The following is a 25,483-nucleotide window of genomic DNA, read 5'->3' on the forward strand; positions in this document are numbered from 1 at the left end:
GCCCGTGAATCCCAACGCCTCGTCAGACGCGGCGGCGCTTCGGCGGACGGCACCCATTGTGCGGGATGGGCGTGACGTCTCGAATTCCGGTGATCTCAAGCCCTGCTGCCTGAAGCGAGCGAATCGCAGCCTCACGGCCGGCACCCGGGCCCTTCACCAACACCTCGACAGACTTCATCCCGTGCTCCATGGCGGAACGCGCCGCCGCCTCAGCTGCGAGCTGCGCAGCATACGGCGTACTCTTGCGCGATCCCTTGAAGCCCACCGTGCCGGCAGATGCCCACGAGATCACGTTGCCAGCCGGGTCCGTGATGCTCACGATGGTATTGTTGAACGTCGACTTGATGTGGGCCACGCCCACCTCGATGTTCTTCCGATCGCGGCGGCGCGGGCGAGCACTCGTCGACGAGCCACGGCGCTTGGTGACCTTGTTTGCCAACGATGACACCTCCAGAGATTACTTCTTCTTGCCTGCGACCGTGCGACGCGGACCTTTCCGCGTGCGCGCATTCGTCTTCGTGCGCTGCCCGCGCACTGGCAGCCCGCGGCGGTGACGGATACCCCGATAGCAGCCGATATCGATCAGCCGCTTGATGTTCATCGCCACTTCTCGGCGAAGATCGCCCTCGACCTTGTAGTTGCGCTCGATCTCTTCGCGCAACCGAACCACTTCGTCCTCGGTGAGATCCCGGACACGCTTGTTCGGATCAATGCCCGTGGCCGCGAGGATCTTGTTGGACGTCGTGCGGCCGATGCCGTAGATGTACGTCAGTCCGATCTCGACGCGCTTATCGCGCGGCAAGTCGACGCCGGCAATACGTGCCATGTACAGACTGCACCTCCAATGTGCTTGGTCCGCGCTGGGCTTGTACAGGACCGCGCCTCGCGTGTTCTGCCCAGTCCAGCGACTCCATCAGTGATTTGTATGCAAACACGAAGACAGTCCCTTCACGCTCACCCGCGGGCGCATGTGCGATGCAGCCGCAGGTCGCGTGGAAGGACCAGCCGCGCTGTCTTCGTGGAAGCCCCGAACGAACCCCGCCGTGGCGGTTCCTATGGTCAGCCCTGGCGCTGCTTGTGTTTTGGGTTCTCGCAGATCACCATCACGTTGCCCTTGCGGCGAATCACTTTGCATTTCTCGCACATGGGCTTGACGGAAGGACGGACTTTCACTCTTACCCCTCCTCCACTTGCGGTATCATACCGCAACGACTCCGCGAATGCCAGCACTCCATTACTTGTAGCGGTACGTAATCCTGCCACGGGTCAGATCATACGGCGACAACTCAACTGTGACGCGATCGCCGGGGAGGATCTTAATGTAGTGCATCCTGATCTTCCCCGACACGTGCGCCAGCACCTTGTGCCCGTTCTCCAGCTCCACGCGGAACATCGCGTTCGGCAGCGGTTCGATGACCGTGCCTTCGACTTCAATCACATCGTCCTTTGCCATCACATGTCCCCCCTTGTTCACGTTCTTGTCCGTTTGCCGTTTGCGCCTCCAACAACATTCTCACCGCGTGGCGGAGTTCCGCATTCGTCACGCGGCCGCCTTCCATGAGCTTCTGGGCAATGCCTTCAGCCATCCGATGAATTCTCCGAACATGGGCGACATTTTTCTTCTTGGGCTTCTCGACGCGGCGCACGTCACCGTCGGCAATGCGCACGAATCGGTCGCCCTCGTGGGCGAGGACCACCGCGACGAGACCTGCGTCCCGCCCTTGGATCACCTCGACGTACGAACCGATCGGAGGGAGTTCCCGAGGTGCACCCATCGCGCTCTTCTTCACCTCTTAAACGGGGCCAGGGCCGCGACGACGTCCTCGTGTACCTTCTCGATCGGCTGCTCCCCGTCGATCCGCTTGAGCAGTCCCCGCTCCTCATAGTACGCAATGAGGGGTTCCGTCTGCTTGAACTGCTCAAGGCGAGTCGCGACCGCCTCCTCGGAATCGTCGGGGCGTTGGTAAAGCTCGCCGCCGCACACGTCGCAGATCCCTTCTACCTTCGGCGGCTGGAACTTCACGTGGTACGTCGCCCCACAGGACCGACATATGCGGCGCCCCGTCAAGCGTTCCTTGAGCACCGAAGGGTCGACGTGGATGTACAGGACGCAGTCGAGCGGCTTTCCCAGCTCCTGAAGCAGGTCATCGAGTGCCCGCGCCTGCGGAACCGTCCGCGGGAAGCCATCGAGCAGAAACCCTTTCTCCGCGTCCGGCTTCTGCAGCCTGTCGCGCACCACCGCGACAGTGGTCTCATCAGGCACCAAGCGCCCGGAGTCGAGATACGCCTTCACTTGTCGGCCGAGATCGGTCCCTGACGCGATAGCTTGCCGAAACATGTCTCCCGTCGAGACGTGGGGAATGCCGAACTCCGCTTGAATCTTCGCGGCCTGCGTTCCCTTTCCGGCGCCCGGCAATCCAATCAAAATGACCTGCACGGACATCCCCTCCTTGCGCGAACGACGTGGGCATGCACTGTCACTCGCGGATGAATCCCCGGTACTGGCGCTGGAGCAGTTGGCCTTCCATCTGCTGCATCGTCTGCAGCGCAACGCCGACAAGAATAATGAGCGACGTGCCTTGAATGTTGTAGTCGGTGAGGTTCATGGCGCCCAGAAGAATGAACGGCAATACGGAAATCACGCCCAGGAACACGGAACCGAACACGGTGACCCGGTTGATCACCTTCACGATGTACATCTCGGTCTCATGGCCTGGCCGCACGCCAGGAATGAAGCCCGCATGCTTCTGCAGTTGCTCCGCCAGCTGTTGCGGGTTGATCTGAACGTGCGTGTAGAAGAACGTGAACAAGATGATGAGAATCACTTCCGCGCCCATAAACCACCCGGTCTGCGGGCTCAGATAGCGCAGAATGAACTCGGCCCAGTGATGCGATTGAAAGTACGACGCGATCGTATACGGCAGAAACAGAAGCGAAATGGCGAAAATCACCGGGATCACGCCAGCCGCGAGCAACTTGATGGGGATGTACGACTGCTGGCCCGAATACACCGTCCGCCCCACCACGCGCTTCGCGTACTGCACCGGAATCTTTCGTTCCGCCTGCTGGACAAACACGATCAGCGCGAAGATGACGACGATCCCCGCGATGAGGATCAGCGTCTTCAAGATCCCGAGAAAGAGGTGGCCAGACTGATTCATGAACCAGTTGGCGTAAACCTCTTGCCCGAGAGTCGAGAAGCGAGACAGGATGCTCGTGAAAATGAGAAGCGAGATGCCGTTGCCGACGCCCTTCTCCGTGATCATCTCGCCGAACCACATGAGAAGCGTGTCACCGGCCGTCAGCGTGACGACAATCACGACGTACGACCACCAGTTGTTGGCCCCCGGCAGCAAAAGCCCTGATCGCGCAAACATATACGTGAAGCCCGCGGCCTGCATCAGACCGAGAGCCACGGTCAGATAGCGGGTGACCTGGGTCAGCTTCTGCCGCCCTGACTCGCCCTCTTTCTGCCACTCCTCAAACCGCGGGATCACGCCCGACTGCAACAACTGGACGATGATCGACGCGGTGATGTACGGCGTGACACTCATCGCGAAGATCGAAAAGCGATAGAATGCGCCGCCGGAAAACATGTTCAACAAGCTGAACAGCGCGTTGTTTCCGGCTCCCGCATTCAAGGCGCTCACGTTCATGCCGGGCACCGGAATGTAGGTCCCAATCCGGTACACGGCAAGAACCATCAGCGTGAACAGGATCCGTTTGCGCAGGTGCTTCAGACGCCATAGGTTGGCGATGGCCTGCCACACGTCAGATCACCTCGACGGTGCCACCCGCGGCCTCAATCTTCGCCTGCGCCGAGGATGAGAACGCGTGGGCTTTCACCGTCAGGTTCACCTGCAACTCGCCCTTGCCGAGAATCTTGAGACCGTCTAGCGGTTCGCGAATGATCCGGCGCTCGAGTAACAGCTCCGGCGTCACCACCGTCCCGGCGGGGAAGACGTTCAGGCGATCCACATTGACCGTCGCATACACCTTTTTGAAGCGGGCATTGGTGAACCCGCGCTTCGGCAGGCGCCGGAACAGCGGCGTCTGACCACCTTCGAATCCCGGGCGAACGCCACCGCCGGATCGCGCCCACTGGCCCTTCGTGCCGCGCGTGGACGTCTTCCCGTGTCCGGAGCTCGTGCCGCGGCCCACGCGCTTTTTGCGGTGCTTGGAACCTTCAGCGGGCTTCAGCTCATGCAGTTTCATCCGTCACACCCCCCTCTTACTCGTCGACCTCAGTCACTTCAACCAAATGACGAATGCGGTTCACCATGCCGCGAATGACCGGCGTGTCCTCCCGCACGACTGTCTGGTACAACTTGCGGAACCCAAGTGCCGCGGCCGTCTTGCGCTGCACGGGTTGGCGTCCGTTGGGGCTGTGAACGAGCCGAATTGCAAGCTTCTTCGCCACCGTGTACGCCTCCTCTTCACAGAATCTCTTCAAGCGACTTTCCGCGAAGCCGCGCGACTTCCTCCGGCCGCTTCAGCTGCTTCAGCGCGTCGATGGTCGCATGCACCATGTTGATGGGGTTGTTCGACCCAAGCGACTTGGTGACGATATCCTTGATACCAGCCAACTCGAGGACGGCGCGCACCGGTCCACCTGCGATCACGCCGCTGCCCGGGGCCGGCTTGATGAGGACCTTCCCTGCGCCAAAGTGGCCGAGCGCCTCGTGCGGAATGGTCGTCTTCCGGATGGGCACCTCGATGAGATGCTTTTTCGCATCCTCAATGCCCTTGCGAATGGCATCCGGAACCTCTTGCGCCTTGCCGAGGCCCGCGCCCACATGCCCTTGGCCGTCGCCCACCACCACGAGCGCCGAGAACGAAAAGCGCCGTCCGCCTTTGACGACCTTGGCCACGCGGTTCACATGGACAACCCGCTCCGTCAACTCCAATTGATTCGGGTCAATGCGCACGTGTACACCTTCCTCCCTCTTGTTTAGAAGTCAAGCCCCGCTTCACGTGCAGCGTCTGCAAGCGCCCGCACGCGCCCGTGGTACAGGTATCCGCCGCGGTCGAACACGACCTTCTTGTAGCCTTTCGCAAGCGCGCGCTCCGCGATCATGCGTCCGACCTTGCGCGCACCTTCCACATTGCCGCCGTTGCCCTCGAAGCCCTTCTCCAGGCTCGATGCAGCCGCGATGGTGTGCCCAATGGTGTCGTCGATCAGCTGCGCGTAGATGTGCTTATTCGACCGGAACACGTTCAGCCGCGGCCGTTCGGGCGTTCCGAACACCTTGGCCCGAACCCGCACGTGACGCCGCTTGCGCGTTTCGTTGCGGTTTGGCTTCGTAATCACGCTGTTCACTCCTTTGCTCACGCGGCGCAGCCGCCGGCATCACTTCTTACCGGTCTTACCGACCTTGCGCCGCACGTTTTCCCCTTCGTAACGAATGCCTTTGCCCTTGTATGGCTCGGGCGGCCGGATGGACCTGACTTTTGCCGCGTAAATGCCGACGAGCTCCTTGTCGATGCCCCGGACGACGATCTTGTTCTGCGCCGGCACCTCCACCTCGATGCCCTCCACCTGCGGGAGGTCCACCGGGTGAGAAAACCCAACGGACAGCGTCACCTTGTTGCCCTGCTTCGCCGCGCGATAACCGACGCCCACCAGCTCCAGGCTCTTCGTGTACCCGTTCGTCACGCCTTCCACCATATTGGCGATCACGCTGCGCGTCGTGCCGTGCAGTGCGCGATGCAGCTTCTCATCGGACGGGCGCTCCACGATGACCTGATTGTCCTCCACGATGACCCTCATCTCTGGGTGCACGCGGCGCGTGAGCTGGCCCTTGGGCCCTTTCACCGTCACTTCCGTGCCGTTGACCGACACTTCGACCCCTGCCGGGATCGGAATGGGCTTGCGACCAATACGAGACATTTCCTGCACCTCCCGTCGTCCCGACTTACCACACGTAACAGATGACCTCGCCGCCGATGCCAAGCTTTCGCGCTTCGCGGTCCGTCATGATCCCCTTCGACGTCGAGATAATCGCGATTCCAAGTCCGCCCAGAACGCGCGGCAGGTCCTCATGACCCACGTACACGCGGCGACCCGGCTTCGAAATTCGCTTCAGACCGGTGATCACGCGCTCATTGTTCTTTCCGTACTTCAGGAACAGCCGGATGGTGCCTTGCGGGCCGTCCTGGATGTACTCGGCGTCCCGGATGTAGCCCTCGTTTTTCAAGATCTCCGCGATCGCACGCTTCACCTTCGAAGCCGGAACCTCTACCTTCTCGTGGCGAACGAGGTTCGCGTTGCGAATACGCGTGAGCATATCTGCAATCGGATCCGTCATCATGCGAGCTCGCCTCCTTCCACTTCCCGATTACCAACTGGCCTTCTTGACGCCAGGCAACTGTCCCTTGTATGCCAGCTCGCGGAAGCAGATGCGGCACACGCCAAACTTGCGGTACACCGAGTGCGGCCGACCGCAGATGCGGCACCGTGTGTACGCGCGGGTGCTGAACTTCGGCTTCCGCTGCGCCTTGATAATCATCGACTTCTTGGCCACCGTAGGACCTCCCTCTCCATTACTGGCGGAACGGCATTCCCAGTTCGGTCAAAAGCGCGCGCGCTTCTTCGTCCGTCTTCGCAGTCGTGACCATCACGACTTCCAGACCGCGGACCTTATCGATCTTGTCGTAGTCGATTTCCGGGAAGATCAACTGCTCGCGCAGGCCTAGCGTGTAGTTCCCTCGGCCGTCGAACGAACGCGGCGACACGCCGCGGAAGTCGCGAACGCGCGGAAGCGCGAGATTCATCAGCTTATCCAGGAAATGATACATCCGCTCCCCACGCAGCGTGACCTTCACGCCGATGGGCATGCCCTGACGCAGGCGGAAACCTGCAATCGACTTTTTCGCCCGCGTGACGACCGGCTGCTGTCCCGAGATGGCGCGCAGGTCTTCCACCGCCGCGTCGATCACCTTCGGGTTTTGCGTCGCCTCGCCGAGCCCCATGTTGATCACAATCTTCTCAAGCCGCGGAACCTGCAGCGGATTTTTGTAGTTGAACTGCTTCATCAGTGCCGGAACCACTTGGGTCCGGTATTTCTCCAACAAACGAGCCAACGCTGTTCCCTCCTTTCACCTGGCTACTCAGTCAAGGATTTCGCCAGACTTTTTCGCGTACCGGACCTTACGCCCGTCCTCGAGGAATTTATACCCCACGCGCGTGGGCTCGCCCGTCTTCGGATCCACAATCATCACGTTCGACACGTGAATGGGGGCCTCTTTCTCCACAATCCCACCCTCGGGATGCTGTGGATTCGGCTTCGTGTGGCGCTTCACGATGTTCACGCCTTCGACGACCACACGGCCCTCCTTCGGATACACCTTCAGGATTCGCCCCTGCTTCGACTTGTCCTTGCCTGCGATCACGACCACTTTATCGCCGGTCTTCACACGCAGCTTTGGCACGGTCACACCCCCTCCTTCCGGCCTTCCGGTCACAGCACCTCGGGTGCCAACGAGATGATCTTCATGAAGTCGCGATCGCGCAACTCGCGCGCGACCGGACCAAAGATACGCGTCCCGCGCGGGCTCTTGTCATCGCGGATGATCACAGCAGCATTCTCGTCAAATCGGATATACGAGCCGTCGCTCCGGCGAATCCCACGCTTACTCCGAACGATGACCGCCTTCACGACGTCACCCTTCTTGACAACGCCCCCGGGTGTTGCACTCTTGACGGACGCCACGATCACGTCGCCGATGTTCGCGTATTTGCGATTGGAACCGCCGAGCACGCGGAAGCACATGATCTCCTTTGCGCCCGAGTTGTCAGCAACCACAAGCCGCGTTTGCGGTTGAATCATCGCCATATCCTCCCTTCAGCAGGCGCCTCGATCAGACAATCTCCGCGCGTTCCACAATCTCGACCAAACGCCAACGCTTCTCCTTGCTGAGCGGCCGCGTCTCCATAATCCGAACGACGTCGCCGATCTTCGCCTCGTTGTTCTCGTCGTGCGCCTTAAACTTCTTCGTACGCCGAACCGTTTTGCCGTAGAGCGGGTGCATCACGCGCTCTTCGACGGCTACCACGATGGTCTTGTCCATCTTGTCGCTTACCACCTTGCCGACGCGCACCTTGCGCTGTTTGCGCTCATTCTCCGCCATCACAAAGAACCTCCCTTCTCAGCCGATGCCCAACTCGCGTTGGCGCAGGATCGTCTTTGCGCGCGCGATATCCTTGCGAACCTGCCGAATGCGCATGGGGTTCTCCAATTGACCCGTAGCGAGTTGGAAGCGGAGGTTGAACAACTCGTCCTTCAGCCCGTCGATGCGGGCCTTCAGCTCCTCGTCACTCAGACTCCGAAGCTCAGTTGCCTTCATTCGCGTCACCACCCACTTCTTCACGAGTCACGAACTTGCACTTGATCGGCAGCTTGTGCGCGGCAAGGCGCATTGCTTCGCGCGCCACTTCTTCACTCACCCCGGCCACTTCGAACAACACGCGGCCCGGCTTCACAACAGCAACCCACATCTCCGGCGAGCCCTTACCGCTACCCATACGGGTCTCAGCCGGCTTTTTCGTCACGGGCTTGGACGGAAAGATCTTGATCCACACCTTGCCACCGCGGCGCATGTAGCGCGTCATCGCGATACGGGCGGCCTCGATCTGCCGGTTCGTCACCCAGGCGGGCTCGAGCGCTACCAGCCCATAATCGCCAAACGCGACTGTCCGTCCGCCCTTCGCGCGTCCCTTCAGGCGACCGCGATGCTCCTTGCGGTACTTCACGCGCTTTGGCATCAACATGGTCCATCAACCTCCTTGAACCGCTTCAGAAGCCGCCTCCGCCTGGGCGTTCTTCCGCTTCGGCAACACTTCTCCCCGGTAAATCCAGACTTTTACGCCGATGCGGCCGTACGTGGTATGCGCCTCCGCCAGCGCGTAGTCGATGTCCGCTCGCAGCGTCTGCAGAGGAACCGTCCCCTCCACGTAGCCTTCCGTGCGAGCAATCTCAGCGCCGCCCAACCGGCCAGAAACCTGGACGCGGACGCCCTTCGCGCCTGCGCGCATCGACCGCTGGATCGCTTGCTTCATCGCACGGCGAAACGCCACGCGACGTTCAAGCTGCTGCGCAATGCTCTCCGCCACCAGTTTCGCGCACAGATCCGGCTGCTTGATCTCCGAAATCGAGATGTGGACGCGCTTGCCGGTCAGCTTGTTCAATTCGTTGCGCAGCGCGTCGACCTCCTGACCGCCCTTGCCAATGACCATACCTGGCTTCGCTGTGTGAATCGTCACGTTGATCCGATTCGCCGCGCGCTCAATCTCGACCGAACCAATCGCCGCATCTTTCAGGCGCTCCATGACATAGTTCCGGATCTTCAGGTCCTCGTGGAGGAGCTCCTGATAATCCTTCTTATTGGCGTACCATTTCGCTTCCCAGTCCCGGATGATCCCAATCCGAAGGCCGATTGGGTTGACTTTTTGCCCCATGCAGGCAATCCCTCCTTACCGTTCCGCCAGGACGACGGTGATATGGCTCGTGCGCTTAAAGATGCTGAAGGCACGGCCCTGAGCGCGGGGATGCCAGCGCTTCAGCGTCGGCCCCTCGTCGACGTAGATCTCCTTGATGTAGAGCTTATCGACGTCCATATTGTGATTGTTTTCCGCGTTGGCCATCGCGGATCGAAGCACCTTTTCCACCAACGGGGACGCTGCTCGCGGCGTGAACTTCAGGATGGCGAGCGCCTCTTGCACGTTCTTCCCGCGCACCAGATCGACTACAAGGCGAGCCTTCCGCGGAGCGATGCGAAGATAGCGGGCAACCGCCCGAGCCGTCCGCGTTTCCGACTGCGTCGATGCCATGACACGACCTCCTTCGTTTGGGGCTGGGCTCTACCAGCCGCCCCAGTATGCTCCTATCACGTCAGCGCGAGCGCGACGACTTCTCATCCCCGGCGTGTCCGCGAAATGTGCGCGTCGGGACGAACTCGCCGAGCTTGTGTCCGACCATATCCTCGGTGACGTACACTGGCACATGCTTCCGACCGTCATGCACTGCAAACGTGTGCCCTACGAATTGCGGGAAAATGGTCGAGCGGCGCGACCACGTCTTGATGACCTTCTTCTCGCCCGAGGCGTTCAGCGCCTCGACCTTCTTCATGAGATGGGCGTCACAGAACGGACCCTTCTTCAGAGAACGACCCACTGCGAACGACCTCCCTTCCAAGTCAACGTGACTTTCGAATTACTTCGTGCGGCGACGCACGATGTACTTATCCGTCGGATGGTTCTTCTTGCGCGTCTTCTTGCCCAGCGTCGGCTTACCCCAAGGTGACATCGGCGACTTGCGGCCAATCGGCGCCTTGCCTTCGCCACCGCCGTGCGGGTGATCCACCGGGTTCATCGCAGAACCGCGAACCGTCGGCCTGCGTCCCAGCCAGCGGCTGCGCCCGGCCTTGCCGAGTGTGATGTTTTCGTGGTCCAAGTTCCCCACCTGGCCGATGGTCGCACGGCACGAAAGATGAATCTTCCGCACCTCGCCCGACGCGAGCCGGACCTGCGCGTAGTCGCCCTCCTTCGCCATCAGCTGGGCGCTCGCACCTGCCGCACGTGCCAGTTGCCCGCCGTGTCCCGGGTGGAGCTCAATGTTGTGGATGATGGTACCCACCGGGATGGACCGAAGCGGCAGCGCATTGCCGACGCGGATATCGACATTTTCTCCGCTGACCACCACGTCGCCAACCTTGAGGCCGTGCGGCGCGATGATATAGCGCTTCTCGCCATCCAGATAGTGAAGCAGAGCGATGCGTGCAGACCGGTTCGGATCGTATTCGATGGTAGCGACCTTTGCCGGCACGCCGTCCTTGTTGCGCTTGAAGTCAATGATGCGGTACATCCGCTTGTGACCGCCCCCGCGATGGCGCACGGTAATGCGGCCCTGGTTATTCCGCCCCGCCTTCTTTTTCAGCGGGACGAGCAGCGACTTCTCCGGCTTATCCGTCGTGATCTCTTCGAACGTCGAGACCGACATGAAGCGGCGGCCAGGAGAAGTCGGGCGATACTTTTTGATCCCCATCGAGACGACCTCCTTGTCAGTGGACTGCGATCACGACTCGCCGAAGAAGTCGATCGTCTTCGAGCCGGGCTTCAGCTTCACGATAGCCTTCTTCCAGTCCGGCGTACGGCCGACGAATTTCCCGACCCGTTTCTTCTTGCCGCGCACGTTCATCGTGTGGACGGATTCCACCTGAACGTCGAACAACTTCTCAATCGCCTTACGGATCTCGACCTTGTTCGCGCGGCGATCGACCTCAAACACATACTTGTTTTCTTCCATCAATTCCGTCGAGCGCTCCGTGATAATCGGGCGCTTGATCAAATCGCGCGGATCCATCAGGCGAACACCTCCTCCACCTTCTGAACGGCGTCCTTGGTCAGCACGAGATGGTCGTGACGGAGGAGTTCATACACGTTGAGACCCGCGGCCTCCATGTACTTCACGTTGGGAATGTTGCGCGCCGATAGATAGACCGGCTGCTTCTTCTCGCCGTCGACGATGAGCGCCTTCTCCACGTTCAGGTTGCGCAGCACACCGACCATGTCCTTCGTCTTCGGCCGCTCAAACTCCAAGCCTTCCACCACGACAATTTTGCCCTCTTGCACCTTGGAAGACAGAGCGCTATACAGCGCAGCGCGCCGCACCTTCTTTGGGACCTTAAAGGCATACGAACGCGGCACCGGACCGTGCACGACACCGCCACCCCGCCACTGCGGAGCACGAATGCTGCCCTGCCGCGCCCGGCCTGTCCCCTTTTGGCGCCAAGGCTTGCGCCCGCCACCGGAGACTTCCGCGCGCGTCTTTGTCTTGTGCGTCCCGCGGCGCCGAGCGGCGAGATACTGCAGGACCACGATATGCATCAAATCCGGCCGGATCGGCGCGCCGAAGATCTTCTCGTTCAGCTCAATCTCGCCCACCTGCTGGCCGGCCGTGTTCAATACAGCCACTGTCGGCATGTCGTCTTCCTCCCTTCGGTCAGGCTTTACTTCTTGACGGGTTGCTTCACAGCAGACCGAATCGTCACGAACGAATTCCGGGGCCCAGGAACAGAACCCTTGATCAGAATCACGTTCTTCTCTGCATCAACCTTCACAACCTCGAGATTTTGCACGGTCACGCGCTCGCCGCCCATACGCCCCGCCATGGTCTGACCCTTGAACGTGCGGTTCGGCGCGATGGAGCCGAGAGAACCCACGCCGCGATGGTACTTCGAGCCGTGCGCCATCGGTCCGCGATGCTGGTTGTGGCGCTTAATGGGCCCCGCAAAGCCTTTACCTTTCGATACACCCGTCACATCGACGATATCGCCAGGCGCGAAAATGTCCGCCTTCACCTGTTGGCCGACCTCGTACTCCTCCACGTTCACGCCCCGGATTTCGCGGATGTACCGCTTGGGAGCTGTGCCAGCCTTCGCAGCGTGACCCACTTCCGGCTTCGTCGCCCGGCTCGCTTTCTTATCCGCAAAGCCCAACTGAATCGCCTCATAGCCGTCCTTGTCCAGGACGCGCTTCTGAAGCACGACGCACGGGCCCGCCTCGATCACCGTCACCGGCACGACGTCTCCGTCCTCCGTGAAGACCTGCGTCATGCCGAGTTTGCGCCCGAGAATCCCTTTCAAAGCGTGCACCTCCTCGTCACACGTTACAACGCATCCACGCGTTTCACCCTATGATCAAAGCTTGATCTCGATGTCCACACCCGAAGGCAGATCGAGGCGCATGAGCGCATCCACCGTCTGCGGCGTCGGATTGTGAATGTCGATCAACCGCTTGTGCGTGCGAATCTCAAACTGCTCTCGCGAGTCCTTGTACTTGTGAGGAGCGCGAAGAATCGTATACAGCTCGCGATCCGTCGGAAGCGGAACAGGCCCGGACACCTTCGCACCCGAACGTTTCGCCGTTTCGACGATGCGCTCCGCCGACTGATCCAACACCGTGTGATCATAAGCCTTCAAGCGGATCCGGATCTTTTGCTTCGCCATATGTTTTCCCTCCTTTGTCGCCCAATTCGTTGGACATACTCAGCGGAAATTCCCCCAGCGGTATCCCATATGGCGCTGGACACATGGGCAACCTTCCGCCTCATCGCCTTCAGAGACCAACGCTCGATATTATACTAGAGGCCCTGTGCCCTGACAAGAGTTGTGACCCATGCGAAAGGCTCCGACGAGCGCACATGGGCGTTCTTCCACAAGCGAGAAGGCGGCCTACTGACCGCCTTCTCGCGCGCTCACCCTGATGGAATTGCTGCACCTGAGCGTTATTGGAGGATCTTGGTGACGACACCAGCACCAACGGTGCGACCGCCTTCGCGGATCGAGAAGCGAGTACCCTCCTCGACAGCGATGGGAGCAATCAGCTCCACCGTCATGGAGACGTTGTCGCCAGGCATCACCATCTCGGTGCCTTCCGGCAGCTGAACCACGCCCGTGACGTCCGTGGTGCGGAAATAGAACTGCGGCCGGTAGCCGTTGAAGAACGGAGTGTGACGGCCACCTTCCTCCTTCGTCAGGACGTACACCTCAGCCTCGAACTTCGTGTGGGGATTGATGCTGCCCGGCTTGCACAGCACTTGGCCGCGCTCCACGTCCTTGCGCTCCACGCCGCGGAGCAGCGCACCGATGTTGTCACCCGCCTGCGCCTCATCGAGCAGCTTGCGGAACATCTCGATACCCGTTGCAACCGTCTTGCGGCGCTCCTCGCGCAGGCCGACGATCTCGACCTCATCGCCGACCTTCAGGGTGCCGCGCTCGACGCGCCCGGTTGCCACCGTACCGCGACCCGTAATGGTGAACACGTCCTCAATGGGCATCAGGAACGGCTTCGACGTGTCGCGCTCCGGCGTCGGGATGTACTCGTCCACCGCATTCATCAGCTCTTCGATCTTCGCCACCCACTGCGGGTCGCCCTCGAGAGCCTTCAGCGCAGAGCCGCGGATGACCGGAACTTCGTCGCCGGGGAACTCATACTCGTTGAGAAGCTCGCGAACCTCCATCTCGACGAGATCGAGCAGCTCTTCGTCGTCCACCATGTCGCACTTGTTCAGGAAGACGACGATGTACGGAACACCGACCTGACGGGACAGGAGGATGTGCTCGCGGGTCTGCGGCATCGGACCGTCCGCGGCCGAGACCACGAGGATGGCGCCGTCCATCTGTGCAGCACCCGTGATCATGTTCTTCACGTAGTCCGCGTGACCAGGGCAGTCGACGTGCGCGTAGTGACGCTTGTCCGTCTCGTACTCGACGTGCGCCGTGTTAATGGTGATTCCGCGCTCGCGCTCCTCGGGAGCCTTATCGATGTCCTCGTAGCGCTGCGCCTTCGCCTTACCCTTCGCGGCCAACACCGTCGTGATAGCAGCGGTCAATGTCGTCTTGCCGTGGTCGACGTGGCCGATGGTCCCAATGTTGACGTGGGGTTTCGTGCGCTCAAATTTTTCCTTAGCCACCAGAGCTCACTCCTTATTCACCTTTGTTCTTCTTAATAATCCCCTCTGCGACGTTCCGCGGAACCTCGTCGTAATAGGCGAGTTCCATCGAATACGTGCCGCGCCCTTGCGTGCGCGATCGCAGGGAGGTCGAATAACCAAACATCTCAGCCAGAGGCACGTATGCCTTGATGACGCTGGCGTTGCCGCGCGTCTCCATGCCTTCCACGCGGCCGCGGCGGGCGTTGATGTCTCCGAGGATGTCGCCCATGTACTCCTCTGGCACCGTCACCTCGACGCGCATGACAGGCTCAAGCAGGATGGGGTCCGCCTTCTCGGCGCCAGCCTTAAGGGCCATGGAGCCAGCGATTTTGAAGGCCATCTCGCTCGAGTCGACCTCGTGGTACGAACCATCGTACAGCGTGGCCTTGATATCCACGAGCGGGTAGCCCGCCAGCACACCGTTGCGCATGGCTTCCTGGATACCTTCTTCGACAGCGGGGATGTATTCCTTCGGCACCACACCGCCGACGATCTTGTTCTCGAACACGAAGCCCTGCCCGCGCTCGAGCGGCTCCAGGATGAGCTTGACGTGGCCGTACTGACCGCGTCCGCCCGACTGCCGAACGAAGCGCCCCTCTTGATCCACGCGCTTCGTAATCGTTTCGCGGTATGCCACCTGGGGCTTGCCCACATTGCATTCGACCTTGAATTCGCGCTGCATGCGGTCGACGATGATCTCCAGGTGCAGCTCACCCATCCCCTGGATGATGGTCTGCCCCGTCTCTTGGTCCGTGTAGGTCCGGAATGTCGGGTCTTCCTCCGCGAGTTTCTGAAGCGCGATGGCCATCTTGTCCTGGTCAGCCTTCGTCTTCGGCTCGATAGACACCGAGATAACCGGATCCGGGAAGTCCATCGACTCCAGAATCACCACGTTCTTCTCATCGCAGAGCGTGTCGCCGGTGGTCGTATCCTTGAGACCCACGGCAGCCGCGATGTCACCCGCGTAGACCTCCTCGATCTCCTCACGGTGATTCGCGTGCATCTGCAAAATACGCCCAATGCGCTCCCGCTTGCCCTTCGTCGAGTTCAAGACGTACGAACCCGACTGCAGCGTCCCGGAGTACACCCGGAAGAAAGCGAGCTTTCCGACGAACGGATCGCTCATGATCTTGAACGCGAGTGCGGCAAACGGCTCGTCGTCGGACGAGTGGCGCTCCACTTCTTGGCCGTCGGGCGTGAACCCCTTGATGGCCGGGATGTCGTTTGGCGCCGGGAGATACTCCACGACCGCATCCAACATGGGCTGAACGCCTTTATTGCGGTACGACGAACCGCACAAGACGGGGAACAGAAGCCCTTTACACGTACCCTCGCGCAGCCCGGCCTTGATCTCTTCGACCGTCAACTCCTCGCCCTCGAGGTACTTCATCATGAGTTCCTCGTTGACTTCGGCGACGGCCTCAATCATCTCGGCGCGCTTCTCTTCAGCAAGCGCCTGCAACTCAGGCGGAATGTCCGTGTTCTCGGCGCGTGTGCCGAGATCGTCCGTATAGATGATGGCCTTCATCTCGATGAGATCGACCATCCCCTTGAAGGTATCCTCCGCGCCGATGGGCAGCTGAATCGGGACCGCCTTGGCACCGAGGCGCTTCTTCATCTGCTCCACGCACCCAAGGAAGTCAGCGCCCACGATGTCCATCTTGTTGACGTAGGCGATACGAGGAACGCGGTACTTGTCAGCCTGCCGCCACACCGTCTCGGACTGGGGCTCGACGCCCATTTTGGCGTCGAAGACCGCTACCGCGCCGTCGAGCACGCGCAGCGAACGCTCCACCTCGACTGTAAAGTCCACGTGGCCTGGCGTGTCGATGATGTTAATGCGGTGCCCCTTCCATTGACAGGTCGTAGCGGCGGACGTGATGGTGATTCCGCGCTCCTGCTCCTGGACCATCCAGTCCATCGTCGCGGCACCTTCGTGCACTTCGCCGATCTTGTGGACGCGGCCCGTGTAAAACAGGATACGCTCGGTCGTGGTCGTTTTACCGGCATCGATGTGAGCGATAATGCCGATATTCCGCGTCTTCTCGAGCGGGAATGCGCGTGCCATCGCGCCGCCTCCCTTCTAACCGTCAGATTACCAGCGATAATGCGCAAACGCCTTGTTGGCTTCCGCCATGCGGTGCGTGTCCTCGCGCTTGCGAACCGCGCCGCCCGTGTTGTTCGCAGCATCCATCAGCTCTGCGGCCAAACGATATTCCATGCCTTTCTCGTTCCGCAGACGGGCGTACTGGACCAGCCAGCGAAGACCCAGCGAAACGCGGCGCTCAGGCCGAACCTCCACAGGCACCTGATAGTTCGAACCGCCCACGCGGCGAGCCTTGACCTCCAGCACCGGCATCACATTTCGCAGCGCCGCCTCAAAGACCTCCATCGGATCCTTGCCGGTGCGCTCACGAATGATATCGAACGCCTTGTACACAATGCGCTCAGCGATGCCCTTCTTCCCGTCGACCATCACCTTGTTAATCAGGCGAGCCACCAACTTGTTGTTGTACACGGGATCTGGCAACACGTCACGCTTTGGGACGGGCCCCTTTCTCGGCACACTGCCCCCTCCTTTCCAAGGACATCATCAACGTCTCCATGCACGTCATCAACGTCGAAGCGATGTTCGAGAATCCTCAAGCAGCCGTGAGACCTTTACTTCTTCGGCCGCTTCGCCCCGTACTTGGAGCGACCCTGCATGCGATCCTTCACGCCAGCCGCGTCCAACGCGCCGCGGACGATGTGGTAGCGCACACCAGGCAGGTCCTTGACACGACCGCCGCGGACCAGCACGACGGAGTGCTCCTGCAAATTGTGCCCGATACCGGGGATGTACGCCGTGACCTCAATGGTGTTGGTCAGGCGGACACGCGCATACTTCCGCAACGCCGAGTTTGGCTTCTTCGGCGTCATGGTGCCCACACGCGTGCACACACCGCGCTTCTGCGGAGACGGCAGGTTGGTCAGCTTCTTGGTCTGGCTGTTGTAGCCGAATTGCAGCGCAGGCGCCTTGGACTTCTTCACGACGGCCTTCCGGCCTTTGCGCACCAATTGATTAATGGTCGGCACCCGTGCACCTCCTCTCAAGTGTTCCAATCCTCGCGGTTGACCCTCTCGCAAGACCACAGACCCTGGTGGTTCATCGGTCCGCAAACAAAAACACGCCACAGCGAAGCCCCGCTACTCTGCCAGGATGCAGGCGGACGCCGCGCCGACCTCAATGCCGCAAGCCTCCCCGAGTTGCCTCATGGTGTCGACCCATTCAATCGAAACCCCGAGCTTCGACGCCAACTGCACAACAGGTTCCGTCACTCTCGGCTCGGCATCCTTCGCGACATACACACACACCACGCGACCAGACGGTTGCCTCAGCGCCTTGAGCGTCTGGTTGGTGCCGACGGTCTTCTTCTTCGCTTGACGTATGTCGTCAAGGGACACCGCACGATCCTCCTCAATGGAAAACATCGTGCTGACGCACACTAGGGAATTCTATCATCGCGATTTCCGGGCTGTCAACCAAACGCCGGTCGACAGCCCGAATTTCCCAGCGACTAGAACCCCGTCATTCGGCGCTCGAGACAGCCTCGGTTTCGGCGCCCTCTTCGCCCGTCGCAGCCGCTTCTGCGTCGCCCGGACGGACGACCTCCGGCTCGACATTGCGATATCTCACCATGCCCGTGCCCGCCGGGATCAGCTTGCCGATGATCACATTCTCTTTCAGGCCGAGCAGGCGGTCGACCTTGCCCTTGATGGCCGCCTCGGTGAGCACGCGCGTCGTCTCCTGGAAGGACGCGGCCGAGAGGAACGAGTCCGTCTCAAGCGACGCCTTGGTAATGCCGAGCAACGCCGGGCGCGCCACGGCAGGCTCTTTGCCGGACAGAAGCGCCTCCCGGTTGGCCGCCTCGTACTCGAACAAATCCACGTACGTCCCCGGCAACAGGTCCGTATCGCCTGCGTCGAGAATGCGAACCTTGCGCAGCATCTGCCGGATCATGACCTCGATGTGCTTGTCGTTGATGTCCACGCCCTGCAGACGGTAGACGCGCTGCACCTCGCGCAGCAGATAGTTCTGCACGCCCTGCAGGCCCTTCACGCGCAGCATTTCCTTCGGGTCCACCGAGCCCTCCGTGAGCTCTTCGCCAGCCTCCAGCTGCTGGCCGACACTGACCCGAATGCGCGATCCGTATGGGATCTGGTACGTCTTCGTCTCGCTCTCGCCAGTGAGCTCGATTTCGCGCTTGTCCTTGCCCTCACGGATGTCGGTGATCACGCCGTCGAACTCCGCGATCACGGCCTGGCCCTTGGGGTTGCGGGCCTCGAAGAGCTCCTGTACGCGCGGCAGACCTTGCGTGATATCGTCACCCGCCACGCCGCCCGTGTGGAACGTGCGCATGGTGAGCTGCGTACCCGGCTCGCCGATGGACTGCGCCGCGATGATGCCGACCGCTTCGCCCACCTCGACCATGTCCCCCGTCGCCAAGTTGCGGCCGTAGCAGAGCTGGCACACCCCGTGGCGCGTGCGGCAGGTCAGGACGGAGCGGATGGTAACTTCTTTAATGCCCGCCGCGACAATCTTGTCCGCGGCCTCCTCGTCAATCATTTCATTCTTACCGACGATCTTCTCGCCCGTCTCCGGATGGTACACATCCTGGAACGCGACACGACCTTCCAGGCGATCGCGCAGGTCTTCGATGACTTCGCTGCCGTCCCGGATTTCCATCACGCGCAGGCCCTTGTCCGTGCCGCAGTCGTGCTCGCGCACGATGGTATCCTGCGCCACGTCGACGAGGCGCCGCGTGAGATAACCCGAGTCCGCCGTGCGCAGCGCCGTATCAGCGAGACCCTTGCGCGCGCCGTGGGTCGAGATGAAGTACTCCAACACGGACAGGCCCTCACGGAAGTTGGACTTGATGGCCAGCTGGATGATCTCGCCCGACGGGTTCGCCATGAGTCCGCGCATGCCCGCGAGCTGCGTGATCTGCGAGTTGGAACCGCGCGCACCCGAGGTGGCCATCATGTAAATGGGGTTGAATTGGTCCATGCTCTCCATGAGAATGGACGAAATCTGCTCCTTGGCCTCCGACCAGATCTGGCTGAAGGTGACGTACTGCTCCTCTTCCGTGATGAGGCCGCGCCGATATTGAAGCTTGAGCTTGTGCTCTTTGGCCTCCGCCTCGGCGATGATGCGCTTCTTCTCTTCTGGCACCACGATGTCGCTGATCGAGATGGTAATCCCGGCGAGCGTCGAATAATGGAAGCCGAGCTGCTTCACCTTGTCGAGGATCTCGGCCGTCATCGTCGTGCCGTAGCGGCGGAAGCATTCGGCCAGAATGTTTCCCAGATCCTTCTTGATGATGGCCTTCGGGATCGGACGCTTGAGAATCGCCTCGCGGATGTCCACGCCCTTCTCGAAGATGAACGTCTCGTCCGGCGGACCGCCGAGCAGGTTGGACTTCGCCGCAGAGTTCAGATACGGGAAGTCGGCCGGGAAGATGCTGTTGAAGATGAGCTTGCCCGGCGTCGTGATCAGAAGCGCATTCGCTTGTTTTTCCGTGAACGACGTCTTGCCAACCGCCTTGGCCGGCAGCGCGATGCGCGACTGCAGCGTGATGAGCCGCTGATGGAGCGCATACTCCACCTCGGACACGGACGCAAAGACTTTGCCCTCGCCGGGCGCGCCCTCGCGCTCGATGGTCAAATAGTACGATCCCAACACCATGTCCTGCGTCGGCGTGACGACCGGCTTGCCGTCCTTCGGGTTCAGGATGTTGTGGGCGGCAAGCATGAGCAACCGCGCCTCCGCCTGAGCCTCGGCGGAAAGCGGCACGTGCACGGCCATCTGGTCGCCGTCGAAGTCCGCGTTGTACGCCGTGCAGACCAGAGGATGCAACTTGATGGCGCGGCCTTCGACAAGGACAGGCTCGAACGCCTGAATGCCCAAGCGGTGCAGCGTCGGCGCGCGGTTCAACAGCACAGGATGCTGTTTGATCACGTCCTCGACGACATCCCAGACTTCGTCCGACACGCGTTCGACCTTGCGCTTCGCGCTCTTGATGTTGTGCGCAAGCCCGCGCGCCACCAGTTCCTTCATGACGAACGGCTTGAACAACTCAAGCGCCATCTCTTTCGGCAGGCCGCACTGGTACATGCGCAACTCAGGGCCCACCACGATGACGGATCGACCAGAATAGTCGACGCGCTTGCCGAGCAGGTTCTGGCGGAAGCGGCCCTGCTTGCCTTTCAGCATGTGCGACAGGCTCTTGAGCGGCCGATTGCCAGGCCCCGTCACCGGGCGACCGCGCCGGCCGTTGTCGATCAGCGCGTCCACGGCCTCCTGCAACATTCGCTTCTCGTTCTGCACGATGATGTCGGGCGCGCCGAGATCGAGCAGTCGCTTCAGGCGGTTGTTGCGGTTGATGACGCGGCGGTACAGATCGTTCAGGTCGGACGTGGCGAAGCGGCCGCCGTCCAGCTGCACCATGGGACGCAGGTCCGGTGGAATGACCGGCAGCGCTTCGAGGATCATCCAGCTCGGCTTATTGCCGGACTGGCGGAACGCCTCAATGACCTCCAGGCGCTTGATGGCGCGGTTGCGCCGCTGCCCCTGGGCCGTGCGCAGTTCTTCGCGCAGGATCTCGACCTCGCGGTCGAGATCGATCTCCTGCAGGAGCGTGCGAATCGCCTCGGCGCCCATGCCTGCCTTGAACGCGTAGCCGTACTTCTCGCGGTAGGATCGATACTCTTTCTCCGAGAGCAACTGCTTCTTCTCGAGCGGCGTGTCGCCGGGATCGGTCACGACATACGACGCGAAGTAGATGACTTCCTCGAGCGCCCGCGGCGACATGTCGAGGATGAGCCCCATGCGGCTCGGGATGCCCTTGAAGAACCAGATGTGCGAGACAGGCGCCGCCAGCTCGATGTGCCCCATGCGCTCGCGGCGCACCTTGGACCGCGTGACCTCAACGCCGCAGCGGTCACACACGACACCCTTGTAGCGGATCCGCTTGTACTTGCCGCAGTGGCACTCCCAGTCCCGCGTCGGGCCGAAGATCTTTTCGCAGAACAGCCCCTCCTTCTCCGGGCGGAGCGTGCGGTAGTTGATGGTCTCCGGCTTCTTCACCTCGCCGTGGGACCAGGAGCGGATCTTTTCCGGCGACGCGAGCCCAATCTTCATGAACTCAAAGTTGTTCAGGTCAAACAACTTGTGCACCCTCCAATCGTCGTGCCTGGGTATCGGTCTCGCACAGGGTCAATCGCCGACCTCGTTGTACTCCAGGTTCAGATTGAGCTTGTCGGGGCTGTCCTCGTCGTCGTCCATCTCCTTCATCTCGATCTCGCGCTCGTCGCCGCTCAAGATCTTCACGTCCATCCCCAGGCTCTGGAGCTCCTTGATGAGCACCTTGAACGACTCCGGCACACCTGGCTCCGGCACGTTCTCGCCCTTGACGATGGCCTCGTACGTCTTCACGCGCCCCACCACGTCGTCCGACTTGACGGTGAGAAGCTCCTGCAAGGTGTAGGCCGCGCCGTACGCCTCTAGCGCCCAGACCTCCATCTCGCCAAACCGCTGGCCGCCGAACTGGGCCTTGCCTCCGAGCGGCTGCTGAGTGACGAGCGAGTACGGACCCGTGGACCGCGCGTGGATCTTGTCGTCCACCAGATGGTGCAGCTTCATCATGTACACGTATCCCACGGTGACGCGGTTTTCGAACGGTTCGCCGGTCCGGCCGTCGTACAGGACCTGCTTGCCGTCCTCAGGCAAGCCCGCCTCGCGAAGCGTTTCGAACACGTCCTCCGGCTTGGCGCCGTCAAACACGGGCGTCGCCATCTTCAGCCCCAGCACCTTCGCGGCCATGCCCAGGTGCGTCTCCAGCACCTGACCGATATTCATACGCGACGGCACGCCGAGCGGATTCAGCACGATCTCGACCGGCGTCCCATCCTCCAAAAACGGCATATCCTCTTCCGGCAGGATGCGTGCCACCACGCCCTTGTTGCCGTGGCGTCCGGCCATCTTGTCGCCTTCCGAGATCTTGCGCTTCTGCGCGACGTACACGCGCACCAACTGGTTCACGCCAGCGGGCAACTCGTCGCCGTTCTCGCGCGTGAACACCTTGACGTCTACGACAATGCCAGCACCGCCATGCGGCACGCGCAGAGACGTGTCTCGCACCTCGCGGGCCTTCTCGCCGAAAATCGCGTGCAACAGCCGCTCTTCCGCCGTGAGCTCCGTCACGCCCTTCGGCGTCACCTTCCCGACGAGGATGTCGTTCGTGGTGATCTCCGCCCCAATGCGGATGATCCCGCGTTCGTCGAGGTTTTTGAGCGCGTCTTCGCCGACGTTCGGAATGTCGCGGGTAATCTCCTCAGGCCCGAGCTTCGTGTCGCGCGCCTCAATCTCGTACTCCTCGATGTGAATGGACGTGTAGACGTCCTCCTTCACCATCTTCTCGGAGATGAGAATCGCATCCTCGTAGTTGTAACCCTCCCAGGTCATGAACGCGACGAGCACGTTCCGCCCGAGCGCCAGCTCGCCGTTTTGGGTCGCCGGGCCATCCGCGAGAATATCCCCGACTTTGACGCGATCGCCCTCGCGCACAATGGGCCGCTGGTTCAGGCAGGTGTTCTGGTTCGAACGCGCGAACTTGATGAGCTTGTACTTGTGGACGTTGCCTTTCACGACCTGCCCGTCCACGACAGCTTCCTCGCGCACCCAGATCTCGCGCGCCGTTACGCGTTCCACGACGCCGTTGTGCTTCGAAACCACACAGACACCAGAGTCCTTCGCCGCTTGGTACTCCATCCCTGTCCCCACGAGCGGCGAATCGGTCACGAGCAAAGGCACCGCCTGGCGCTGCATGTTCGACCCCATCAGCGCGCGGTTCGCGTCGTCGTTCTCGAGGAACGGAATGAGCGCCGTCGCCACGGACACGACCTGCTTCGGCGAGACGTCCATGTAGTCGATGCGATCGCGGCTCACGGTGATCACGTCTTCGCGCGAGCGCACCGTGATCTCCTCGGCCACGAAATGGCCGTCCTCGGTCAGCGGCTCGTTCGCCTGCGCGATGAGGTAGTTTTCCTCCTCATCCGCCGTCAGGTAGTCAATCTGATCCGTCACCACGCCCGTCTCTGGATCGACGCGTCGGTATGGGGTCTCGATGAAGCCGTACTCGTTCACCCGAGCGTAGGTCGAGAGCGAGTTGATGAGACCGATGTTCGGGCCTTCGGGCGTCTCGATGGGGCACATGCGGCCGTAGTGCGAGTAGTGCACGTCGCGCACCTCGAAACCGGCCCGCTCGCGCGTGAGGCCACCGGGGCCAAGCGCCGAGAGGCGCCGCTTGTGCGTAAGCTCGGCGAGCGGATTCGTCTGATCCATGAACTGCGAAAGCTGGCTGGACCCAAAGAACTCCTTGATGGCCGCAATCACCGGGCGAATGTTGATCAGCGCCTGCGGCGTGATGGCGCTCGCGTCCTGGATGGACATGCGCTCGCGGACCACGCGCTCCATGCGGGAGAGCCCGATGCGGAACTGGTTTTGCAACAGCTCGCCCACCGAGCGCAGGCGCCGGTTGCCCAGATGATCGATGTCGTCCGTCGTCCCGACGCCGCGCAACAGGTTGAAGAAGTACGAGATGGCGGCGATGATGTCCGACGGCGTGATGTATTTGACGTCCGCTGGCAGTTCGCCGTTCGATATGACGTGCAAGATCTTTCCGTCCTCTGCCGGGCTGAAAATCTTCACCATCTGCAACGGGATCTCGTCCTGTTCAAACAAATCCCGCGTGCCTCGGATGGTGAACCTCCCGACCTTGCCAGACAGACGAGGGATGATCCGATCCAGCGTGCGGCGATCCAGCACTGTCCCGGCTTCCGCGATGATCTCACCCGTCTCCTCGTCGACGAGCGTCTCCGCCAGCCGCTGATTCAGCAGGCGATTTTTCAGGTGGAGCTTTTTGTTGATCTTATACCGGCCGACCGCGGCGAGATCGTACCGCTTGGGATCGAAGAACCGCGATGCAAGCAGGGCACGCGCGTTCTCGACCGTAGGCGGCTCACCGGGGCGCAGCCGCTCGTAGATCTCGATGAGCGCCCGCTCCGTCGAGTCCGTCGTATCCTTGTCCAGCGTGTTCTGCAGGTACTCGTCCTCGCCCAACAGCTCGATGATCTCGGCGTCAGACGACAATCCCAGCGCCCGAAGCAGCACTGTGATGGGCAGCTTGCGCGTGCGGTCAATTCGGACGTACACGACGTCCTTCGCGTCTGTCTCAAACTCGAGCCACGCGCCGCGGTTCGGAATGACCGTCGCAGCGAACGCGCGTTTGCCATTCTTGTCGATCTTGCTGCTATAATAGACGCTAGGGGAACGGACAAGCTGGCTCACAATGACGCGCTCCGCGCCGTTGATGATGAAGGTGCCCGTCTCGGTCATGAGCGGGAAATCGCCGAGAAACACCTCTTGCTCTTTGACCTCGCCCGTCTCCTTGTTGAGAAGGCGAACCTTCACGCGAAGCGGCGCCGCATACGTCACATCGCGCTCCTTCGATTCTTCCACGTCGTACTTGGGCTCGCCGAGGCTGTAGTCCACGAACTCAAGCACAAGATTCCCGGTGAAGTCCGTGATGGGAGAGATGTCCGCGAACGTCTCGCGCAGGCCCTCCCGCAGGAACCACTCGTACGACTTCTGTTGGATCTCGATGAGGTTTGGGAGATCGAGGACCTCGCGAATGCGCGCGTAGCTGCGGCGCTCCGCCCATCCGTACTTGACCATGTGTCCCTGCAAAACCGTCACCCCTCAAGCGGATTTATTGGACGATGCGCAAAGGAGGCTTTGCATCAGAGGTCTTCTTGAGCTCGGACGAGCCAAGTCAGACAAAGAGACAAGCGCCGCACACAAAAAGACGCCAGGACGACGCCCAATGAGCGACCGCCTGTTCTGGACTTTTGCGTGCAGCACTTCTCTTTCAACTCGGCATGCTAGACGATGA

35 protein-coding genes are annotated in these 25,483 nt (G+C 61.2%); all 35 read right to left on the reverse strand.

Features of this window, described 5'->3' with window-relative positions:
* Positions 1-22 precede the first annotated feature (22 nt).
* The 35 genes from rpsK to rpoB all read right to left on the reverse strand — a co-directional run bounded on the left by rpsK (position 23) and on the right by rpoB (position 25,266).
* A complete protein-coding gene (gene rpsK / locus TC41_RS13955) occupies positions 23-439 on the reverse strand; it encodes a 30S ribosomal protein S11 (protein ID WP_008339734.1) in 417 nt (138 codons plus the stop codon).
* 18 nt (positions 440-457) lie between these two features.
* Positions 458-826, reverse strand: coding sequence for a 30S ribosomal protein S13 (gene rpsM, locus TC41_RS13960; RefSeq protein WP_012811919.1), 369 nt, complete (start codon positions 824-826; stop codon positions 458-460).
* A gap of 233 nt (positions 827-1,059) precedes the next feature.
* Positions 1,060-1,173 (reverse strand): 50S ribosomal protein L36, encoded by a 114-nt coding sequence (gene rpmJ, locus TC41_RS13965; protein ID WP_008339738.1) that lies wholly within the window; start codon positions 1,171-1,173, stop codon positions 1,060-1,062.
* Positions 1,174-1,234: 61 nt separating this feature from the next.
* Positions 1,235-1,453, reverse strand: a complete 219-nt coding sequence (gene infA / locus TC41_RS13970; protein ID WP_006445797.1) for a translation initiation factor IF-1 — start codon at positions 1,451-1,453, stop codon at positions 1,235-1,237.
* Positions 1,431-1,667: a hypothetical protein gene (locus TC41_RS13975; RefSeq protein WP_237699964.1), complete on the reverse strand. Its 237-nt coding sequence runs from the start codon at positions 1,665-1,667 to the stop codon at positions 1,431-1,433. Before TC41_RS13975 ends, infA begins: the two co-directional genes overlap by 23 nt.
* Before the next feature lie 119 nt (positions 1,668-1,786).
* Positions 1,787-2,437: an adenylate kinase gene (locus tag TC41_RS13980; RefSeq protein ID WP_041695509.1), complete on the reverse strand. Its 651-nt coding sequence runs from the start codon at positions 2,435-2,437 to the stop codon at positions 1,787-1,789.
* Between the two features lie 40 nt (positions 2,438-2,477).
* The gene (secY, locus tag TC41_RS13985; protein ID WP_014465718.1) at positions 2,478-3,770 is read right to left on the reverse strand and encodes a preprotein translocase subunit SecY; all 1,293 of its coding nucleotides are present in this window, start codon (positions 3,768-3,770) and stop codon (positions 2,478-2,480) included.
* Position 3,771: 1 nt separating this feature from the next.
* Positions 3,772-4,215 carry a 50S ribosomal protein L15 gene (gene rplO / locus TC41_RS13990; protein ID WP_014465719.1) on the reverse strand — a complete coding sequence of 148 codons (444 nt, stop codon included), beginning with the start codon at positions 4,213-4,215 and terminating at the stop codon, positions 3,772-3,774.
* A gap of 16 nt (positions 4,216-4,231) precedes the next feature.
* On the reverse strand, positions 4,232-4,420 hold the full coding sequence (gene rpmD / locus TC41_RS13995; RefSeq protein ID WP_014465720.1) for a 50S ribosomal protein L30: 189 nt from the start codon (positions 4,418-4,420) through the stop codon (positions 4,232-4,234).
* A 16-nt stretch (positions 4,421-4,436) separates the two neighbouring features.
* Positions 4,437-4,928, reverse strand: a complete 492-nt coding sequence (gene rpsE, locus TC41_RS14000; RefSeq protein ID WP_014465721.1) for a 30S ribosomal protein S5 — start codon at positions 4,926-4,928, stop codon at positions 4,437-4,439.
* 23 nt (positions 4,929-4,951) lie between these two features.
* Positions 4,952-5,311 (reverse strand): 50S ribosomal protein L18, encoded by a 360-nt coding sequence (gene rplR, locus TC41_RS14005; RefSeq protein ID WP_041695510.1) that lies wholly within the window; start codon positions 5,309-5,311, stop codon positions 4,952-4,954.
* Between the two features lie 39 nt (positions 5,312-5,350).
* A complete protein-coding gene (gene rplF / locus TC41_RS14010; RefSeq protein ID WP_041695511.1) occupies positions 5,351-5,890 on the reverse strand; it encodes a 50S ribosomal protein L6 in 540 nt (179 codons plus the stop codon).
* Positions 5,891-5,915: 25 nt separating this feature from the next.
* A complete protein-coding gene (rpsH, locus tag TC41_RS14015; RefSeq protein WP_014465724.1) occupies positions 5,916-6,311 on the reverse strand; it encodes a 30S ribosomal protein S8 in 396 nt (131 codons plus the stop codon).
* A 27-nt stretch (positions 6,312-6,338) separates the two neighbouring features.
* On the reverse strand, positions 6,339-6,524 hold the full coding sequence (locus TC41_RS14020; protein ID WP_008339767.1) for a type Z 30S ribosomal protein S14: 186 nt from the start codon (positions 6,522-6,524) through the stop codon (positions 6,339-6,341).
* A 19-nt stretch (positions 6,525-6,543) separates the two neighbouring features.
* Positions 6,544-7,083, reverse strand: coding sequence for a 50S ribosomal protein L5 (gene rplE, locus TC41_RS14025; protein ID WP_041695512.1), 540 nt, complete (start codon positions 7,081-7,083; stop codon positions 6,544-6,546).
* Between the two features lie 27 nt (positions 7,084-7,110).
* Positions 7,111-7,422 carry a 50S ribosomal protein L24 gene (rplX, locus tag TC41_RS14030; RefSeq protein WP_035469237.1) on the reverse strand — a complete coding sequence of 104 codons (312 nt, stop codon included), beginning with the start codon at positions 7,420-7,422 and terminating at the stop codon, positions 7,111-7,113.
* A 38-nt stretch (positions 7,423-7,460) separates the two neighbouring features.
* Positions 7,461-7,829, reverse strand: a complete 369-nt coding sequence (gene rplN / locus TC41_RS14035; protein ID WP_008339772.1) for a 50S ribosomal protein L14 — start codon at positions 7,827-7,829, stop codon at positions 7,461-7,463.
* Positions 7,830-7,860: 31 nt separating this feature from the next.
* On the reverse strand, positions 7,861-8,130 hold the full coding sequence (gene rpsQ / locus TC41_RS14040) for a 30S ribosomal protein S17 (protein WP_008339774.1): 270 nt from the start codon (positions 8,128-8,130) through the stop codon (positions 7,861-7,863).
* Positions 8,131-8,148: 18 nt separating this feature from the next.
* Positions 8,149-8,346: a 50S ribosomal protein L29 gene (gene rpmC, locus TC41_RS14045; RefSeq protein WP_008339776.1), complete on the reverse strand. Its 198-nt coding sequence runs from the start codon at positions 8,344-8,346 to the stop codon at positions 8,149-8,151.
* Positions 8,333-8,770 (reverse strand): 50S ribosomal protein L16, encoded by a 438-nt coding sequence (gene rplP / locus TC41_RS14050; RefSeq protein ID WP_008339779.1) that lies wholly within the window; start codon positions 8,768-8,770, stop codon positions 8,333-8,335. Before rplP ends, rpmC begins: the two co-directional genes overlap by 14 nt.
* Positions 8,771-8,776: 6 nt before the next feature.
* On the reverse strand, positions 8,777-9,457 hold the full coding sequence (gene rpsC / locus TC41_RS14055) for a 30S ribosomal protein S3 (protein WP_014465729.1): 681 nt from the start codon (positions 9,455-9,457) through the stop codon (positions 8,777-8,779).
* Positions 9,458-9,472: 15 nt separating this feature from the next.
* Positions 9,473-9,829, reverse strand: a complete 357-nt coding sequence (rplV, locus tag TC41_RS14060; protein ID WP_014465730.1) for a 50S ribosomal protein L22 — start codon at positions 9,827-9,829, stop codon at positions 9,473-9,475.
* 61 nt (positions 9,830-9,890) lie between these two features.
* Positions 9,891-10,172: a 30S ribosomal protein S19 gene (gene rpsS, locus TC41_RS14065; protein WP_008339784.1), complete on the reverse strand. Its 282-nt coding sequence runs from the start codon at positions 10,170-10,172 to the stop codon at positions 9,891-9,893.
* Between the two features lie 39 nt (positions 10,173-10,211).
* Positions 10,212-11,042, reverse strand: a complete 831-nt coding sequence (gene rplB, locus TC41_RS14070; protein ID WP_014465732.1) for a 50S ribosomal protein L2 — start codon at positions 11,040-11,042, stop codon at positions 10,212-10,214.
* A 30-nt stretch (positions 11,043-11,072) separates the two neighbouring features.
* The gene (rplW, locus tag TC41_RS14075; RefSeq protein WP_012811930.1) at positions 11,073-11,360 is read right to left on the reverse strand and encodes a 50S ribosomal protein L23; all 288 of its coding nucleotides are present in this window, start codon (positions 11,358-11,360) and stop codon (positions 11,073-11,075) included.
* The gene (gene rplD, locus TC41_RS14080; RefSeq protein WP_008339787.1) at positions 11,360-11,980 is read right to left on the reverse strand and encodes a 50S ribosomal protein L4; all 621 of its coding nucleotides are present in this window, start codon (positions 11,978-11,980) and stop codon (positions 11,360-11,362) included. The genes rplW and rplD overlap by 1 nt, the downstream gene beginning before the upstream one ends.
* Before the next feature lie 26 nt (positions 11,981-12,006).
* Positions 12,007-12,642 (reverse strand): 50S ribosomal protein L3, encoded by a 636-nt coding sequence (rplC, locus tag TC41_RS14085; protein WP_081462294.1) that lies wholly within the window; start codon positions 12,640-12,642, stop codon positions 12,007-12,009.
* 54 nt (positions 12,643-12,696) lie between these two features.
* Positions 12,697-13,005: a 30S ribosomal protein S10 gene (gene rpsJ / locus TC41_RS14090; protein ID WP_008339792.1), complete on the reverse strand. Its 309-nt coding sequence runs from the start codon at positions 13,003-13,005 to the stop codon at positions 12,697-12,699.
* A gap of 278 nt (positions 13,006-13,283) precedes the next feature.
* On the reverse strand, positions 13,284-14,471 hold the full coding sequence (tuf, locus tag TC41_RS14095; RefSeq protein WP_014465735.1) for an elongation factor Tu: 1,188 nt from the start codon (positions 14,469-14,471) through the stop codon (positions 13,284-13,286).
* A 13-nt stretch (positions 14,472-14,484) separates the two neighbouring features.
* Entirely contained in the window at positions 14,485-16,560 is a 2,076-nt protein-coding gene (gene fusA / locus TC41_RS14100) for an elongation factor G (RefSeq protein WP_014465736.1), read from the reverse strand.
* A gap of 27 nt (positions 16,561-16,587) precedes the next feature.
* Positions 16,588-17,058, reverse strand: a complete 471-nt coding sequence (rpsG, locus tag TC41_RS14105; RefSeq protein ID WP_041695513.1) for a 30S ribosomal protein S7 — start codon at positions 17,056-17,058, stop codon at positions 16,588-16,590.
* 95 nt (positions 17,059-17,153) lie between these two features.
* On the reverse strand, positions 17,154-17,567 hold the full coding sequence (gene rpsL / locus TC41_RS14110) for a 30S ribosomal protein S12 (protein ID WP_008339808.1): 414 nt from the start codon (positions 17,565-17,567) through the stop codon (positions 17,154-17,156).
* A gap of 111 nt (positions 17,568-17,678) precedes the next feature.
* Complete coding sequence (locus tag TC41_RS14115; protein WP_041695514.1) at positions 17,679-17,936, reverse strand: ribosomal L7Ae/L30e/S12e/Gadd45 family protein; 258 nt, start codon at positions 17,934-17,936, stop codon at positions 17,679-17,681.
* Positions 17,937-18,060: 124 nt separating this feature from the next.
* Positions 18,061-21,699, reverse strand: coding sequence for a DNA-directed RNA polymerase subunit beta' (gene rpoC, locus TC41_RS14120; protein WP_041695515.1), 3,639 nt, complete (start codon positions 21,697-21,699; stop codon positions 18,061-18,063).
* Between the two features lie 48 nt (positions 21,700-21,747).
* Positions 21,748-25,266 (reverse strand): DNA-directed RNA polymerase subunit beta, encoded by a 3,519-nt coding sequence (rpoB, locus tag TC41_RS14125; protein ID WP_374952875.1) that lies wholly within the window; start codon positions 25,264-25,266, stop codon positions 21,748-21,750.
* Positions 25,267-25,483 lie beyond the last annotated feature (217 nt).

It is taken from the genome of Alicyclobacillus acidocaldarius subsp. acidocaldarius Tc-4-1 (genome assembly GCF_000219875.1).
Classification (GTDB): Bacteria; Bacillota; Bacilli; order Alicyclobacillales; family Alicyclobacillaceae; genus Alicyclobacillus; species Alicyclobacillus acidocaldarius_A.

What these genes read in the sequence shown, in the direction of transcription:
- infA (WP_006445797.1), bottom strand. Translation starts at nt 1,453, where the DNA reads ATGGCAAAGGACGATGTGATTGAAGTCGAAGGCACGGTCATCGAACCG.
- rpmC (WP_008339776.1), bottom strand. Translation starts at nt 8,346, where the DNA reads ATGAAGGCAACTGAGCTTCGGAGTCTGAGTGACGAGGAGCTGAAGGCC.
- rplP (WP_008339779.1), bottom strand. Translation starts at nt 8,770, where the DNA reads ATGTTGATGCCAAAGCGCGTGAAGTACCGCAAGGAGCATCGCGGTCGC.
- rpsJ (WP_008339792.1), bottom strand. Translation starts at nt 13,005, where the DNA reads ATGGCGAAGCAAAAGATCCGGATCCGCTTGAAGGCTTATGATCACACG.
- fusA (WP_014465736.1), bottom strand. Translation starts at nt 16,560, where the DNA reads ATGGCACGCGCATTCCCGCTCGAGAAGACGCGGAATATCGGCATTATC.
- rplV (WP_014465730.1), bottom strand. Translation starts at nt 9,829, where the DNA reads ATGGCATCGACGCAGTCGGAAACGCGGACGGCTCGGGCGGTTGCCCGC.
- rplF (WP_041695511.1), bottom strand. Translation starts at nt 5,890, where the DNA reads ATGTCTCGTATTGGTCGCAAGCCCATTCCGATCCCGGCAGGGGTCGAA.
- rpsM (WP_012811919.1), bottom strand. Translation starts at nt 826, where the DNA reads ATGGCACGTATTGCCGGCGTCGACTTGCCGCGCGATAAGCGCGTCGAG.
- rpoB (WP_374952875.1), bottom strand. Translation starts at nt 25,266, where the DNA reads ATGGTCAAGTACGGATGGGCGGAGCGCCGCAGCTACGCGCGCATTCGC.
- rpsC (WP_014465729.1), bottom strand. Translation starts at nt 9,457, where the DNA reads ATGGGGCAAAAAGTCAACCCAATCGGCCTTCGGATTGGGATCATCCGG.
- rplN (WP_008339772.1), bottom strand. Translation starts at nt 7,829, where the DNA reads ATGATTCAACCGCAAACGCGGCTTGTGGTTGCTGACAACTCGGGCGCA.
- rplO (WP_014465719.1), bottom strand. Translation starts at nt 4,215, where the DNA reads ATGAAACTGCATGAGCTGAAGCCCGCTGAAGGTTCCAAGCACCGCAAA.
- rpsQ (WP_008339774.1), bottom strand. Translation starts at nt 8,130, where the DNA reads ATGGCGGAGAATGAGCGCAAACAGCGCAAGGTGCGCGTCGGCAAGGTG.
- rplD (WP_008339787.1), bottom strand. Translation starts at nt 11,980, where the DNA reads ATGCCGACAGTGGCTGTATTGAACACGGCCGGCCAGCAGGTGGGCGAG.
- rplW (WP_012811930.1), bottom strand. Translation starts at nt 11,360, where the DNA reads ATGGATCCGCGCGATTTGATCAAGCGCCCGATTATCACGGAGCGCTCG.
- rpsH (WP_014465724.1), bottom strand. Translation starts at nt 6,311, where the DNA reads ATGATGACGGATCCGATTGCAGATATGCTCACGCGTATTCGCAACGCG.
- rplB (WP_014465732.1), bottom strand. Translation starts at nt 11,042, where the DNA reads ATGGGGATCAAAAAGTATCGCCCGACTTCTCCTGGCCGCCGCTTCATG.